Here is a 14,538-nt window from a genome sequence, read left to right as displayed (position 1 = left end):
GGCCTCCGAACTCAGCGATGTCCCCGGTCCCCGCGCGGCTCGTGGGCCGTGGTCGGGCCTCAGCGCACGCGCTGGGCGACAGCGGCCTCCGTGCGGCTGGAGACGCCGAGCTTGCGCAGGATCGCCGAGACGTGCACGCTCGCGGTCTTCCCGCTGATGAACAGCCGCTCGCCGATCTGACGGTTGCTGAGCCCCTCGGCGATGAGGTCGAGCACCTGCTGCTCCCGCGCCGTGAGCTCGACGCCCTCCACCGCGCTCGCATCGCGCGCCGCGGTGCGGTGCAGCCCCGCGGCGTCCATGAACTCCCGGGTCTGACGGCGCAGCCGGTCGTGCCCCAGCTCCTCCGCGACCGCGGCGGCCTCGGCCGCCCGCTCGACGGCGGCTGCTCGGTCGCCCGCCGCCACGAGCGCTCTGGCGCGCTCCAGCCGGACGAGAGGACGGAAGACGGCGGGCACGTCGTCGCCGTCGGCCAGCACGACGGCGGCATTGAGCCGCTCCGGATCCGCGTCCAGGAGCGCCATGAGCACGGCGGCCCAGTGCGGATGCTGCAGCTCGGCGGGCAGGGAGTGCCACCGCGCGCGCACGAGCTCGGCCGTCGACTCGGCGAGCGGACCGTGGCCGTCCGCACGGAGGTCGGCGACCACCCGCCCTCCCTCGAGCAGGATCCGCCCCAGCAGGGCGAGCCGCCGACCCGGATCCTCGATCACCGTGCGGAGCACCGCGGCGGCGCGCACCGCATCGCCGAGCCCGAGCGCGATGAGGATCTCGACGTCGTGCAGCGAGTACCAGACCTGCCGTTCGACGGACGCGACGCCCTCGGCGATCGATCGCCATTCGCCGAGCACGCGGACGGCCTCGTCCATCTCGCCGCGCCAGACCAGCGCCCGGATGCGCGACATCGTCGAGTACATCCGGAAGACCTGCAGCGTGCGCACGGCGAGCTCGCGCGCGGAGATCTCCTCCACCCGGTCGATCTCACCGAGCTCGAGGAGGGGTTCGACCATGTTGTGCGAGAGAATCGCGCCGGTCGACCGCTCCACGCCGAGCGTGCGCGAGTGCGCGACGCCGGCTTCGGCGACCTCCACGGCCTCACGGAAGCGCCCGAGCATGTTCAGGCTGTCGGCGTAGTTGACCCGGTAGCGCAGCTGGGCGTCATGGTCGGCCGCGTGCTCCCAGGACAGGCGGAAGTCGGCGAGGCCGGCCTCGACCTCGCCGAGATGGATCCGGCTGCAGCCGCGCAGGTTCGCGGCGACCGACATGACGTTGTCGAAGCCGATCGACTCCGCCATCCGGAACGCCTCGTCGGCGGTCGCGACGGCCTCCTCCAGCCGCGCTCCGATGAGGTAGCGCCCCGCGAGATAGCCCAGCAGTGCGGCTCTCAGCCGCTCCTGCCCCGGTTCGGACTCGATGATCGCGATCGCCTCGAGGAACAGGTCGGCGGACCCGCCGCGACCGAGATTCTGCAGGTAGAGCGCCTTGTCGCGCAGCAGCCGTGCGTGCACCGGGGGATCGACGACCGCGGGGTCGATCTCGTCGAGCGCGAGCGAGACGACGGCGAGCGCGCGCTCCCCGTCGCCGCCGTTGCGCAGGATGGATCCGACCTGCGCGAGCAGGGGGATCCGCTCGATGCCGGCGACCTGCGCGGCATCGGGCACCTGCTCCCACAACTCCAGCGCGAGCTCGCCGAACCGCGCCGCCGTGGAGAAGGCGTAACTGTTCTTCGCCTCGTGCATCGCGGTGACGGCTGCGGCGAGCGCGCGCGGCGAGTCATGGGCGCGGTGCCAGTGGAAAGCGAGCGTCGACGGCGCCGCACCGGCCGCCTCCAGCGCATCGGCGTACGCCCAGTGCAGGCGGGCGCGCTCCCCGGGGAGCAGATCGTCGTGGACGGCCTCGCGCAGCAGCGCGTGCCGGAAGCCGTAGCTCTCCCGATCGGCGATCTCGACGATGCCCGCACCCATCGCCTCGCGCACGGCCTCGTCCAGTCGCTCGTCGCCGAAGCCCGCGAGTGCGGCGAGCAGGTCGTGCGCGATCGCCCCGTCGGACCCCGAGGCGACCCGCACGACGCGCTTCGCGTCGTCGCCGAGGGCGTCGAATCGGGCGAGCAGCACGTCGCGCAGGGTGTCGGGCATCGGGCCCTGGACGTTGCAGAGCAGCTCCTCGACGAAGAAGGGCACGCCCTCGCTGCGCTCCATGAGCCGGGCGAGGCCCGCGTCGCCCACCGGACCGCGCAGCCGCTGTACGAGATCGCGCACGGAGCTCGCGTCGAGCCGGTCGAGGGTCACGCGATCGAGGAGGCGCGCGCGTTCGGCCTCGGCGAGGAACGTGCGCACCTCGCCGCCGCGGCGCACCTCGTCGATGCGGCAGGTGAGCAGGAACAGCACGGGGCGGCCCGCGAGGGCGCGGAGCAGGAACGACAGCATCGACAGGGTCGCGGCGTCGGCCCAGTGCAGGTCTTCGATCACGACCACCACGGGACGGACGGAGGCGGCCGCCTCGAGCAGATTGGCGATCGTCTCGCGCAGCCCCTCGGGGCGGATCGCCGACCGGTCGACCGGACCGGCGGCGCGCTCGGGCAGCAGCAGCTGCAGGGCGTCGCGACCCGGGCCCGCGGCCTCGTCGGCCCGCTCGCCGAGCTCGTCGAGCACTCCGCGCAGGATCGCGGGGAGCGGGCCGAAGGGCGCCGGCGTGGATCCGTAGTCGAGGCACCAGCCCGTCAGCACCGTGGCCTGGTCGGCTACCCGGCGGCGGAACTCCGCCGTCAGCCGGGACTTGCCGATGCCCGCCTCGCCGCCGACGAGCACGGAGGCGGACTCGCCGGCCTCCACGCGGCGCAGGGCGTCGTCGAGGAGGGCGAGTTCGGCATCGCGCCCGACCATGACGGTCGACGTGGTGGCGAGGGACATGCCTTCATCGTGCCACCCGCCACGGACATCGGGAGCCGCCGCGGGCGCGGCGCCGCTCTCGGCAGAGCCGGCCCCGTTCTCGACGGACGCGGAAGAGCCTCCCGACGGCAGCGGATCCTGTGCCGGATCCGTCGTCGGGAGGCTCTCGGGTGCGACGTCCGCCGTCGACGACAGGGCGGACGGCCGCGTGTCGGACGGGGCCGCGGCGGGCGCCGGGACGGGCGCCGCCGCACTCATGCGGCGTGCGAGACGCAGCCGACGAGCTCGCGCTCACGGGTCTCGTCCGATGCGGACGCGACCTGCGCGGCGGGCTCGATCGCGGGGGCCGCGGCGGACGCCGGGACTGCGGCGGGCGCGGCGGGCGCGACCGTGGGGGCTGCGGCCGTCTCGACCGCGGCGGGCGCGACCGTGGGGGCCGCGGCCGTCTCGACCGCGGCCGTCGCGACCCGGCCGGTCTGCCGCCGCGGGAACATGCGGCGCAGGATCCCGTCGCGCCGCACGATCTGGTCGGCGTGCTCGGCGGCGATCCTCGCGCGCTCGGCGCGGATGGCCGCCTGCTCGATCTCGAGCGTCGAGATGCGGTAGCTCATCGAGGGGTGCAGGTCCATGGTGTCTCTCCTTCTCCGGTACTCATACGCTCGTCGCTAAGGCCCCCTCGCCCCATCGGGCAGATGCCTTAACTTCCGAGCCGGGTACCTCAGATCCGGATCCGGCTCATCCGCGAACGCGCCGTTCTGCAGGGACCCCGCGCCGTTCTGCAGGGTCGATCCGGCGCCCCGAGGGCCCGATCGCCCGCGAGACGCAGGATTCAGGGCCGGATCCACGACCGCGGACAGGGCCGGCCCTGCACAACACGTCGCCTCCCTGCACAACGTCCGCATCCGCCCCGCAACCCGGACCCGGGCACACCCCGGTGGCCCCCGCGCACCCCGGCGACCCCGGGTCAGCCGAGCCGGTCCAGCCAGGCCATCAGCGCGGGGATCGCGAGATAGGCCACCGTCCCGTGGTCGGCGAACGGGATCGCCTCGAACGTGACGTCCATGCCCATCGCCCGCTCATGCTCCGCGAACGCACGGGTGTCGGCGGGGATCACCAGCGCGTCCGACTCGCCCTGGGCGAGGAAGAGCGGCGCGGCGAAGGGTACCGATCCGGCGGAGTTCTCGAAGAGGAGCGTCCGCCAGGGCTCCGTGACGGTCGGATCGGCGAGGAAGAAGGTCCCGACCAGCGGCGTCCCGATGGCGTGGAGCTCGGAGAGATCGCTCAGCAGGCAGAGCCGGTTCATCCGCGGGGCGTCCGCGATGGCGGCAGGGGTGAGGATCCCGTCCAGTCGCGCACCCGGCACCGTGGCGCCGTAGACACGGGCGTAGGCCGGGAAGGCGTACGAGCCGATCGTGACCCCCGAGATGTCGTCGAGATGCGCCTTCACGAGCCGGTCCAGCTGCGCGGCGGGGGCGGCGGCCGCGACCGCGCGGATCCGCAGCTCCGGGGCGTAGGACCCGGCGATCTCCGCCGCGCGCAGCACCGCCTGCCCTCCCTGCGAATGCCCCCACAGGACGACGTCCTCGCCCGCCTGGGCCTCGGGGATCCCCTGGGCCGCGCGCACGGCGTCGAGCACGTTGCGCGCCTCCGTCACCGCGACGAGGTAGGAATCGGGACCGGCCGTGCCCATCCCGGCATAGTCGGTGCCGACCACGGCGTACCCGCGATCGAGCATCGCCCGCAGCCCCTCGGTCAGCAGGAACGGATCGAACTGGTACGAGGGCGCGCACTCCGGCGCGGAGCCCGTCGTCGGATGCCCCCAGGACACGACCGTCCGCCCGCCCGCCGGGGCCGCGCCGAGCGGGACCACGAGCACGCCGGTCACGATCACGTCCGCCCCGTCGAGGTCGGTCGAGTGGTACATGATCCGCCATGCCCGCGTCAGCGGGGGCACCCCGACGAGCTCCTCGGTCTTCACCAGGGCGCCCGGCACCCCGGCCTGCACCGGCGAGGGCTGCGCGTAGAACGCGGCGCGGCCGTCGGCCTCCTCGGCATCGCCGCCGACCCGCATGCCCTCGGCGCCCGCGAGCATGCTCAGCAGCGCGAGCACCACAAGGAACAGGGCTCCCCTGACCCTGCGGCCGCTGCGCGTTCCCCGAGTGCTGCTCACGAATCCATCCGATCCGACGCTGTGCGCGTCACTCTACTGCGGGTCGCACCGCGCACAGCCGCGCGGACTACCGTGGAGTCATGCGTCCGCTCGCCGCCCTCCGCGCCGCACGACGCGCGCCGCTGCTGCAGGTGGCGAAGTCGGCCGCGGCCACGATCGCGGCCTGGCTGATCGCGGGCTGGCTCGTGCCGGGGCACCTTCCCGTGTTCGCGGCGATCGCCGCGCTGCTCGTCGTGCAGCCGAGCGTGAACCAGTCGTTCGCGAAGGCCGTGGAGCGCAGCATCGGCGTCATCGCGGGCGTCGTGATCGCGGTGCTGCTGAGCCTCGCCCTCGGCGGACTCAGCTGGGTCGTGCTGCTCGCGGTCGTCGTGGCGATGGTGGTGGCGTGGTCGTTCAAGGCGACGCCGGGCACCGCGAACCAGGTGGCGATCTCGGCGATGCTCGTGCTCGCGCTCGGATCCGCGAGCCCCGACTACGCCGTGGACCGGATCCTGGAGACCCTCATCGGCGCGGCCATCGGCTTCGTCGTCAACGTGGTCGTGGTGCCCCCGGTGCTCGTGGATCCGGCGCGGCGCGACCTCGCCCTGCTCGGCGGAGAGCTCGCGGCGACCCTCGACCGGCTCGGCGACGCGATCACCGAACCGCAGAGCCCCGCGCGCCTGCAGGAGCTGATGCTCGAGGCACGGCTGCTGCGTCCGATGAAGGACGCCGCCGACGCATCGCTCGGTGCGGGCGAGGAATCCCTCACCCTGAACCCGCGCGGATCCCGGCACCGCACGGAGCTCGCGGCGATGAGCGCGCTGCTCGAACGGCTCGGCCCGATCGTGACGCAGGTCATCGGCATGACCCGCGCCTACGTCGATCAGTACGACGACACCCTGCCGGCCGAACCGTCGGTGCCGGCGATCGCCGAGCAGCTGCACCGCGCCGGGCACGACGTGCGCCTCGCCGTGCAGCTCGCCGAGGTGGATCCGGAGCCCGAGACGCTCACCTCGGCGATCCCGGCGCTCACCTCGGCGCTCGACATCCGTCCGCCGTCGTCGCGCAATTGGGTGCTGATCGGCTCCCTCACCGAGGATCTGCGCCGCATCCGCGCCGGCCTGCGCGACCAGGACTGAGGCGGATCCGGTCCCTGCCCCAGATCCGGTCCCGGCCGCCGATCGGGCCCCGCCCGCGGATCAGGCCGCGGCCGCGGACCCGGATCGGTCGCGAGCCGACGGCGGGCTCGCCTCCCGTCCGTGCACAACTCAGGCTGGAGCTCGCCGAAGGGCCCCGAAGACCGCCGATACCGGCGCGCCCGCGAAGTCCAGCCTGAACTGTGCGCGCGGCCCCTCGCCCACCGGGCACGCTACGACCCGATGAACTCCTCCACCGGGCCGAGGTCGGGCTCCTCGCGGATCTCGACGGCGGATCCGAGCGCGTCGGTGTCGAGCACGCGGATCTCGTTGCGTCCCTCCCGCCACAGCGGGCCCGGCGCGTACAGCGTGACCTGCGGGCCCACGGCACGGGAGCGTCCGAGCAGGAACCCGTTCAGCCACACCAGGGCGTTGCCGGTGCCGGGGAACACGAGCCAGGCGTCGGCGGGGTCTGCGACGTCGAACACGGCGACGGCGAGCCCATCGACCGGCGCTGCGGCCGCCGGGGCCGCCGCGTCGGGCAGAGCCGGATCCGCAGGCGCCTCCTGCGGGACGACACGGTGGGTCCAGCCGTGGGCGAACCGGCGCCCGATCCGCACCCCGGCGAGGATGCCCTTGCGCTCCCCCGTGTGCGGGCCGTAGTTGACGCGCCCCTGGCTCTCCACGACGAGCGTGAGCACGCCGGATCCTCCCTCCGCCGGTAGATCGAGCGACCGCTCCCCGTCCCGCTCGAGCACGCCGAGGCGCACGCCGTCGAGGTGGACGACCGCCCGGTCGTGCAGCACGTCGACGGTCAGCGCGGCACCGGGGGCGTACGTGATCTCCGCCTCGTACACGACCAGACCGTCCTCGGCGCCGAGCTCCTCGAAGGAGAGCGGCATCGGCACGGCAGCACCGGCGGGGACGGCGCGCACGACGTCGAGGAGCGACGCGACCGGGCTCAGCGGAGCCGAGGCGGCCGGCTGCCGGCGCGGCGCTGCCGGGATCGGCGGCAGGTCGCCGTCGTGGAACGGCGCGAAGACGGCCCGCAGCGCGTGGAACTTGTCGTTCAGGGATCCGTCCTCGCCGATCGGCGCGTCGGAGTCGTACGAGGTGACCGTCGGCTGCAGCGCGCCGTCGTGGTTCGCGCCGGCCCACAGGCCGAAGTTCGTGCCGCCGTGCGCCATGTACAGGCTCACGGATCCGCCCTCCGCGAGCAGCTCCTCGACCGTGCCGATCATGCTCGCCGCCGACCGCACGTGGTGCTGCTCGCCCCAGTGGTCGAACCATCCGCCCCACAGCTCGGCGCACATCAGCGCGTCGCCGGGCCGGCGCAGCTTCTTCGCGAGCGCCACTCCGGTGCCGAACGTGAACGACCCCATCGCGCCCTCGACGCTGCCGTTGCGCACCATGTCCGCGGTCGTGCCGTCGGCCGTCGTGAGCAGCTCGACGATGCCGCGCGAGCGCAGGGCGTCCCGCAGGTGCACGAGATAGTCGTGGTCGCTGCCGAAGGATCCGTACTCGTTCTCGACCTGGACCGCGGTGATGGGCCCGCCGTGCGCGGCCTGCAGCGGGGCCAGCCGCGGGATCAGCGCGTCGTACCAGGCGTCGACCGCGGCGAGGAAGACCGGGTCGCTCGTGCGCAGGGCGCCCGTGCGTGCGCTCAGCCAGAACGGGATCCCGCCGTTCGACCACTCGGCGCAGATGTACGGGCTCGGGCGCACGAAGACGTCGAGGCCGACGTCTCCGGCGAGCCGGATGAACCGCTCGGCGTCGCGCCAGCCGGTGAAGTCCGCTTCGCCCTCGACCCGCTCGTGGAAGTTCCACGGGATGTAGGTGTCGACCGTGTTCGCCCCCATCGCCGCGAGGCGGCGCAGCCGGTCCTCCCACTGGTCGGGGTGGATGCGGAAGTAGTGCACCGCTCCCGACAGCATCCGGAACGGCCGACCGTGGCGCAGCAGGGCGCCGTCGCGGTGGGTGAGCGCGGGGCTCGGGGTCTCGGTCATGGCTCTCCTGGGATCGGACGCGATGTTTGCGTCACCATTGTCGCTCACGTGCGGATCCCAGCGCACCTGCGCGCGCGAGGCGGTGTCGAACTCCGTCGATTCGGCGCCTTCCGCGGGCGCACGGTCGAAATCCCCCGGATCGACGGAGTTCGACACACGGTTCTAGGCTGACGGCATGTCCACGACCCTTGCCGACGCCCTCGCCGAGCTCGCCGCCCTGGAGGATCCGAAGGCGCGCGCGGTCAATGAGCGCCACGGCGACGCGCACGGCGTGAACCTCTCGAAGCTGCGCGCGCTCGCGAAGCGGATCGGGACGGATCCGGAGCTCGCCGGTGAGCTGTACGACTCCGGGGATGTGGCGGGACAGCTCCTCGGCATCCTCGTCGCGAAGCCCCGCGCCCTCGACGCCGACGATCTCGACCGCATGCTGCGGTCGACGCAGAGCGCGAAGGCGCACGACTGGCTCGTCGCCTACCTCGTGAAGAAGTCGCCGCTCGCCGAGGAGCTGCGCCTGCGCTGGCTGGACGACGCGGATCCGGATGCGCGTGCGGCGGCCTGGTCGCTCACCTCCGCCCGGGTCGCGAAGGATCCCGACGGCCTCGACCTCGACGGGCTGCTCGACCGGATCGAACGCGAGCTCGTGGCCGCGCCCGCGCGCGAGCAGTGGGCGATGAACGAGACGCTCGCACAGATCGGCATCCACCACGCGGCGCTGCGCGACCGTGCGATCGCGATCGGGGAACGCCTGCAGGTGCTGGCCGACTACCCGACGCCGCCGAACTGCACCTCGCCGTTCGCACCGCTGTGGATCGCCGAGATGGTCCGCCGGCAGGGCTGAGGCCCGGCCGCACTCACCCCCGGGTCCGGCGCCAGCCCGGGAAATCCGGCGCCCGCCCGCGCAATCCGGCGCCCGTTCCGCAATCCGGCGCCCGTTCCGCAATCCGGCGCCCGCCCGCAATCCGGCGCCCGCCTGCGCATGCGCGCACGACCCGGTCCGACCCGAATCCGTCTCGCTACCCTGATCGCATGAGCACGCACATCGCCGCCGCGCCCGGCCAGATCGCCCCCGTCGTCCTCTTCCCCGGAGACCCGCTGCGGGCGAAGTGGATCGCGGAGACCTTCCTCGACGACGCGGAGTGCTACTCCGAGGTGCGCGGCATGCTCGGCTTCACCGGCACCTGGCAGGGGCATCGCGTCTCCGTGCAGGGATCCGGCATGGGGCAGCCGTCCATGTCGATCTACGCCAACGAGCTGTTCCGCGAGTACGACGTGCAGACGATCGTGCGGGTGGGCTCATGCGGCGCGCTCACCGAGAAGGTCGGCATGCGCGACATCATCATCGCGAACGGCGCGTGCACCGACTCGGGGATCAACCGGATCCGCTTCCACGACCAGGACTACGCCCCCGTCGCCGACTTCTCCCTGCTGCGGCGCGCCGTCGAGGCGAGCGAGCGGGCGGACCTCGACCATGCCGTGCACGTCGGCCTGCTCTTCTCGAGCGACCAGTTCTACAGCACCCGCCCCGAGCTGACCGAGCCGTTCGTCGCGCACGGCGCGCTCGCGGTGGAGATGGAGACCAGCGCGCTCTACACGCTCGCCGCGTTCTTCGGCCGGCGGGCCCTCAGCATCTGCACGGTGTCGGACCATCTCGTCACGCACGAGGAGACCACGGCCCTGGAGCGGGAGCAGAGCTTCGGCGACATGGTGCGCATCGCGCTGGAGGCCGCGACCGCGGCCTGACCCGGCGTGCGGGTCGCGGGCGCCGACTGCGCGAGCGGTCGCCCCGGCCCACGACCCCGGGGCGGGGCGGAGCATCTCCCCGTATTCAGGCTGGAGGTCACGGAACCCCGGATTCCGGGACCATTCCGAGGCGGAGCCGATCGTCCAGCCTGAGTTGTGTCGGCCGTGGCCCCCAGACCAGCCGCTCGGCGACTCCGGCGGGTGGGATGATCGATGCATCATGTCTGCGCGCCTCGATCCGTCCGTCGTCCGCCCGGCCGCGGGGGATCCGGATCCTGACGCGGTCTATCTCGCGTTCGTCGAATGGGCCGAGTCCACCGGGATCTCGCTCTACCCCGCGCAGGACGAGGCGGTCATCGAGATCGTCTCGGGGCAGAACCTGATCCTCAGCACCCCGACCGGGACCGGCAAGTCGCTGGTCGCCGTCGCCGCGCACTTCGCCGCCCTCGCCGCCGGGCGCCGCACGTACTACACGGCCCCGATCAAGGCGCTCGTGAGCGAGAAGTTCTTCAGCCTGGTCGAGGTCTTCGGAGCGGAGAACGTCGGCATGGTGACGGGCGACTCCGCCGTCAATGCCGACGCACCGATCGTGTGCTGCACCGCCGAGATCCTGGCGAACCTGGCGCTGCGCGAGGGGCCGGACGCCGAGGTCGGCCAGGTCGTGATGGACGAGTTCCACTTCTACGGCGACCCGGATCGCGGCTGGGCCTGGCAGGTGCCGCTGCTCTCGCTGCCGCAGGCGCAGTTCGTGCTGATGTCGGCCACTCTCGGCGACGTGACCGAGCTCGCCGCGGACCTCACCCGGCGCACCGGCCGGGGCACCGCCGTCGTGACCGGCGTCGAGCGCCCGGTCCCCCTGCACTTCTTCTACGAGACGATGCCGATCCACGAGACGATCGACGACCTGCTGCACACCGACCGCGCCCCGGTCTACATCGTGCACTTCTCGCAGGCGGCGGCCATGGAGCGCGCCCAGGCGCTCGCGAGCGCGAAGGTCGCCACCCGCGAGCAGCGCGACGAGATCGCGGCGCTCATCGGCGGCTTCCGCTTCACCACCTCGTTCGGCAAGACCCTGGCCCGGCTGCTGCGGCTCGGCATCGGCGTGCACCACGCGGGCATGCTGCCGAAGTACCGCCGGCTCGTCGAGCAGCTGGCCCAGCGCGGACTCCTGCGCGTGATCTGCGGCACCGACACGCTCGGCGTCGGAATCAACGTGCCGATCCGCACGGTGCTGCTCACGGCGCTGACGAAGTTCGACGGAACCCGGATGCGCCAGCTCAACGCCCGGGAGTTCCACCAGATCGCGGGCCGTGCCGGCCGCGCCGGCTTCGACACCGCCGGCACGGTCGTCGCCCAGGCTCCCGAGCACGAATCGGAGAACATCGCCGCGATCCGCAAGGCCGGCGATGATCCGAAGAAGAAGCGCAAGATCATCCGCAAGAAGGCGCCGGACGGGTTCGTGTCCTGGGGCGAGCCGTCGTTCCAGAAGCTCATCGCCGCCGAGCCCGAGACGCTCACCTCGCACATGCAGATCACGAGCGCCATGATGCTCAACGTGATCGGACGCGGCGGCGACGTCTTCGCGAATATGCGCGCACTGGTATACGACAACCACGAGCCGCCGGCGAAGCAGCGGATCCTGGCCCTCCGGGCCATCGGCATCTACCGCACCCTGCGGGAGTCGGGCATCGTCGAGCGCGACCCCGACGGCACGATCCGCCTCACCGTCGACCTGCAGCCGAACTTCGCCCTGAACCAGCCGCTCTCCCCCTTCGCCCTCGCAGCCTTCGAACTGCTGGATCCGGAGGATCCGGCCTTCGCGCTCGACATGCTCTCGATCGTGGAGGCGACGCTCGACGATCCCCGCGCGATCCTCAGCCAGCAGGAGTTCGTCGCGCGCGGCGAGGCCGTGGCGGCGATGAAGCGCGAGGGCATGGAGTACGAGGAGCGCATGGAGGCGCTCGAGGAGATCACCTACCCGAAGCCCCTCGAAGAGCTGCTGTCGGCCGCGTTCGAGACCTTCGGCGCGGCGCAGCCCTGGATCCGCGACTTCGAGCTGCATCCCAAGTCGGTCGTGCGGGACATGTACGAGCGAGCCATGTCGTTCGGGGAATATGTCGCGCTGTACAAGGTCGCCCGCTCCGAGGGCGTCGTCCTGCGCTACCTCTCTGATGCGTACCGGGCCGCCTCGCAGACCATCCCCGAGCACCTGAAGACCGAGGAGCTGCGCGACCTCATCGAATGGCTGGGCGAGCTCGTGCGCCAGGTCGATTCCTCCCTGCTCGACGAATGGGAGGAGCTCGTCTCCGGCCATCCCGTCTCGCACGACGAGGAGCCGGTGGTGCCCCCGGCGCCGAAGCGGCTCACGACGAACGTGCGGGCCTTCCGGATCCTCGTGCGCAATGAGCTGTTCCGTCGCGTGCAGCTCGCAGCCCGAGAGGATCTGGACGCCCTGGCGGGGCTCGACCCCGAGTTCGGGACCGCGGGCTGGGATGCGGCGCTGGACGCGTACTTCGCCGAGCACGACGAGATCCGCACCGGCCCCGATGCCCGCAGCGCCGCGCTGCTCATCATCGACGAGACGGGAGGGCCGGGCCACGAGCGTCCGGCCCGCTCCTGGGTCGTACAGCAGATCCTCGACGACCCCGCGGGCGACCACGACTGGCGGATCTCCGCGACGGTCGATCTCGACGCCTCCGACGAGGCAGGCGAGGCGGTCGTCGTCGTGACCGCCGTGGACCGGCTCTGATCCCGCCCCTTCAGGGGATCCGCGTCCGATGTCCGACGTGCGGCGTATCGTCGAAGACACGGAGCGGAACGGAGGGCGTCATGACGATTCACGAGGGCCGCGGAGGGCCGACCGCACACCAGGGGGCGCACCGGAGGGCCGGGCGGACCAGCCCGCTCCGGCACAGCATCATCCCTTCGTATCTCCTGTCGAGGCTCGCGGAGTCGGAGCGCTACACGCAGGCCGCGGAGGCGGCGCGACAGACGCTGATCGCCGCGCCGCCCGCGGCGCGTCGTTCGCAGCTGCGCTTGTCGATCGACGAGAACGGAACCCTGGTCGCCACCGTCGAGGCGGCGCCGAACCGCACCATCAGCGATGCCCACGGCACCGAGACGCTCCCCGGCACGGTCGTGCGCACCGAGGACGAGCCGACCGTCGCGGATGCCGCCGTCAACCAGGCGTTCGACGGGCTGGGGGCCACGTTCCAGATGCTCCTCGACGCGTTCCAGCGCAACTCGATCGACGGCAAGGGGCTGGCCCTCGACGCGACCGTGCATTACGGATCCGGGTACGACAACGCCTTCTGGAACGGCGAGCGCATGGTGTTCGGCGACGGCGACGGCGAGGTCTTCCAGGGCTTCACCGCCTCGACCACGGTGATCGGGCACGAACTCGGTCACGGCGTCGTCCAGTACACCGCGGGCCTCGAGTATCAGGGGCAGTCCGGCGCGCTGAACGAGTCCATCGCCGACGTGTTCGGAGCCCTCACCGAGCAGCACCTGCTCGACCAGACCGTCGATGAAGCCAGCTGGCTGATCGGCGCGGGCATCTTCACCCCGGCCGTGCACGGCAAGGCGCTGCGGTCGATGCTCCATCCCGGGACGGCATACGACGACCCCGAGCTGGGCAAGGATCCCCAGCCCGCCGACATGGGCGGCTACGTGACCACCTCCGACGACAACGGCGGGGTGCACATCAACTCGGGCATCCCGAACAGGGCCTTCGCGCTGTTCGCGGTGGAGCTCGGCGGCAAGGCCTGGGAGGCGGCGGGCTCCGTCTGGTACCGCGCGCTGTCCGGCGGACTGCCGGCGTCGGCGACTTTCGCCCAGTTCGCGGCCGCGACGATCGCCGAGGCCGACGCGGTCAGCACAGCCACCGGCGACGCGGCGAGGATGGCCTGGGCATCGGTGGGCGTGATCAAAGCGACGGGCGATGGGCACTCCGCCGGCTGACCCGCCCGTCGGGATCCCGTCCGAGACCGACACCGACGACGGCGTCGCGATCCGTGTGGCGCGCAGCGGCGGCATCGCAGGGATGACGCGGCGGTGGAGCGTGCAGCCCGCCGGGGATGCCGAGCACTGGATGCTGCTCGTCGACCGCTGCCCGTGGGACGAGAAGCCGCCGCCCGGCACGGGCGCGGATCGGTTCGTCTGGCGCATCGAGGCGCGCATCCGCCGCGAACGGCATGAGCAGGTGATCCCGGAGGAGCATCTCTCCGGCCCCTGGCGCGACCTCGTCGAGGCGGTCCGCGCCGCCGACGGAGGAACCGCTCCTCAGTGACGAGCGCCCCGCGCGCCGGTCCTTCCCGTCTTCCCCGCCCCGCACCGGCTCTCCCTCGCCGGCGCGACACGGATCAGGGGAGGGAACGACACAGCGGGGAGGGTGCGCCCGCGTCGCGGGCCCGCCGTGCGGCTCGCCGTCAGTCCTGGCCGGACTCGTCCGCGGCGACGGCCGGCGCGGGGATCGCGATGCTCGTCGCTGAGGTGGACGCACCGAGGCCGATCCCGAGCGGATCCGCCTCGGGCTCGGGGAGGAGATCGCCTTCGCGATCCAGCGGTTCGCCGGGCAGCGCCGCCCACGCGCTCGGCTCCTGCGGCTTCTGCGTGAACATGCCCAT

Annotated in this window: 11 protein-coding genes; 6 read left to right on the top strand and 5 right to left on the bottom strand. The window is 72.6% G+C overall.

Annotated elements, in window-relative coordinates; genetic code table 11:
- Positions 1 to 59: 59 nt before the first annotated feature.
- From WFJ17_RS18250 to WFJ17_RS18240, 3 genes are all read right to left on the bottom strand, one after another.
- Positions 60 to 2,903 carry a helix-turn-helix transcriptional regulator gene (locus WFJ17_RS18250; RefSeq protein WP_336649172.1) on the bottom strand — a complete coding sequence of 948 codons (2,844 nt, stop codon included), beginning with the start codon at positions 2,901 to 2,903 and terminating at the stop codon, positions 60 to 62.
- Between the two features lie 233 nt (positions 2,904 to 3,136).
- Positions 3,137 to 3,511, bottom strand: coding sequence for a hypothetical protein (locus WFJ17_RS18245; RefSeq protein WP_336649171.1), 375 nt, complete (start codon positions 3,509 to 3,511; stop codon positions 3,137 to 3,139).
- Between the two features lie 335 nt (positions 3,512 to 3,846).
- Positions 3,847 to 5,052 carry an alpha/beta fold hydrolase gene (locus WFJ17_RS18240; RefSeq protein WP_251448195.1) on the bottom strand — a complete coding sequence of 402 codons (1,206 nt, stop codon included), beginning with the start codon at positions 5,050 to 5,052 and terminating at the stop codon, positions 3,847 to 3,849.
- A gap of 80 nt (positions 5,053 to 5,132) precedes the next feature.
- Between WFJ17_RS18240 and WFJ17_RS18235 the strand changes: the two genes are divergently transcribed.
- Entirely contained in the window at positions 5,133 to 6,170 is a 1,038-nt protein-coding gene (locus WFJ17_RS18235; RefSeq protein ID WP_336649170.1) for an FUSC family protein, read from the top strand.
- A 230-nt stretch (positions 6,171 to 6,400) separates the two neighbouring features.
- Here WFJ17_RS18235 and WFJ17_RS18230 read toward each other — a convergent pair whose 3' ends face one another.
- On the bottom strand, positions 6,401 to 8,173 hold the full coding sequence (locus WFJ17_RS18230) for a glycoside hydrolase family 35 protein (RefSeq protein ID WP_336649169.1): 1,773 nt from the start codon (positions 8,171 to 8,173) through the stop codon (positions 6,401 to 6,403).
- A 175-nt stretch (positions 8,174 to 8,348) separates the two neighbouring features.
- Here WFJ17_RS18230 and WFJ17_RS18225 point away from each other — a divergent pair, with 175 nt between their 5' ends.
- The 5 genes from WFJ17_RS18225 (at position 8,349) to WFJ17_RS18205 (ending at position 14,201) form a co-directional block, all read left to right on the top strand.
- A complete protein-coding gene (locus WFJ17_RS18225) occupies positions 8,349 to 9,011 on the top strand; it encodes a DNA alkylation repair protein (RefSeq protein WP_336649168.1) in 663 nt (220 codons plus the stop codon).
- A 188-nt stretch (positions 9,012 to 9,199) separates the two neighbouring features.
- Positions 9,200 to 9,913 (top strand): purine-nucleoside phosphorylase, encoded by a 714-nt coding sequence (gene deoD, locus WFJ17_RS18220; protein WP_251448183.1) that lies wholly within the window; start codon positions 9,200 to 9,202, stop codon positions 9,911 to 9,913.
- Positions 9,914 to 10,133: 220 nt separating this feature from the next.
- On the top strand, positions 10,134 to 12,662 hold the full coding sequence (locus WFJ17_RS18215; RefSeq protein WP_336649167.1) for a DEAD/DEAH box helicase: 2,529 nt from the start codon (positions 10,134 to 10,136) through the stop codon (positions 12,660 to 12,662).
- Positions 12,663 to 12,742: 80 nt separating this feature from the next.
- Positions 12,743 to 13,873 carry a M4 family metallopeptidase gene (locus tag WFJ17_RS18210; RefSeq protein WP_442928003.1) on the top strand — a complete coding sequence of 377 codons (1,131 nt, stop codon included), beginning with the start codon at positions 12,743 to 12,745 and terminating at the stop codon, positions 13,871 to 13,873.
- Entirely contained in the window at positions 13,854 to 14,201 is a 348-nt protein-coding gene (locus tag WFJ17_RS18205; RefSeq protein WP_251448174.1) for a protealysin inhibitor emfourin, read from the top strand. Before WFJ17_RS18210 ends, WFJ17_RS18205 begins: the two co-directional genes overlap by 20 nt.
- A 139-nt stretch (positions 14,202 to 14,340) precedes the next feature.
- On the opposite strand, the gene WFJ17_RS18200 is transcribed toward WFJ17_RS18205, so the two are convergent.
- Entirely contained in the window at positions 14,341 to 14,538 is a 198-nt protein-coding gene (locus tag WFJ17_RS18200) for a hypothetical protein (protein ID WP_336649166.1), read from the bottom strand.

Origin of the sequence: Microbacterium sp. MMO-10, assembly GCF_037148715.1 — a bacterium.
Taxonomy (GTDB): Bacteria; Actinomycetota; Actinomycetes; order Actinomycetales; family Microbacteriaceae; genus Microbacterium.
Note: the sequence above shows the minus strand (reverse complement) of the source record. Positions and strands in the feature narration are given on the sequence as shown.

Excerpts from the sequence above, each read along its gene's own strand:
- WFJ17_RS18250 (WP_336649172.1), bottom strand. The coding sequence starts at position 2,903 with ATGTCCCTCGCCACCACGTCGACCGTCATGGTCGGGCGCGATGCCGAA.
- WFJ17_RS18245 (WP_336649171.1), bottom strand. The coding sequence starts at position 3,511 with ATGGACCTGCACCCCTCGATGAGCTACCGCATCTCGACGCTCGAGATC.
- WFJ17_RS18235 (WP_336649170.1), top strand. The coding sequence starts at position 5,133 with ATGCGTCCGCTCGCCGCCCTCCGCGCCGCACGACGCGCGCCGCTGCTG.
- WFJ17_RS18230 (WP_336649169.1), bottom strand. The coding sequence starts at position 8,173 with ATGACCGAGACCCCGAGCCCCGCGCTCACCCACCGCGACGGCGCCCTG.
- WFJ17_RS18225 (WP_336649168.1), top strand. The coding sequence starts at position 8,349 with ATGTCCACGACCCTTGCCGACGCCCTCGCCGAGCTCGCCGCCCTGGAG.
- deoD (WP_251448183.1), top strand. The coding sequence starts at position 9,200 with ATGAGCACGCACATCGCCGCCGCGCCCGGCCAGATCGCCCCCGTCGTC.
- WFJ17_RS18215 (WP_336649167.1), top strand. The coding sequence starts at position 10,134 with ATGTCTGCGCGCCTCGATCCGTCCGTCGTCCGCCCGGCCGCGGGGGAT.
- WFJ17_RS18210 (WP_442928003.1), top strand. The coding sequence starts at position 12,743 with ATGACGATTCACGAGGGCCGCGGAGGGCCGACCGCACACCAGGGGGCG.
- WFJ17_RS18205 (WP_251448174.1), top strand. The coding sequence starts at position 13,854 with ATGGGCACTCCGCCGGCTGACCCGCCCGTCGGGATCCCGTCCGAGACC.
- WFJ17_RS18200 (WP_336649166.1), bottom strand. The coding sequence starts at position 14,538 with ATGGGCATGTTCACGCAGAAGCCGCAGGAGCCGAGCGCGTGGGCGGCG.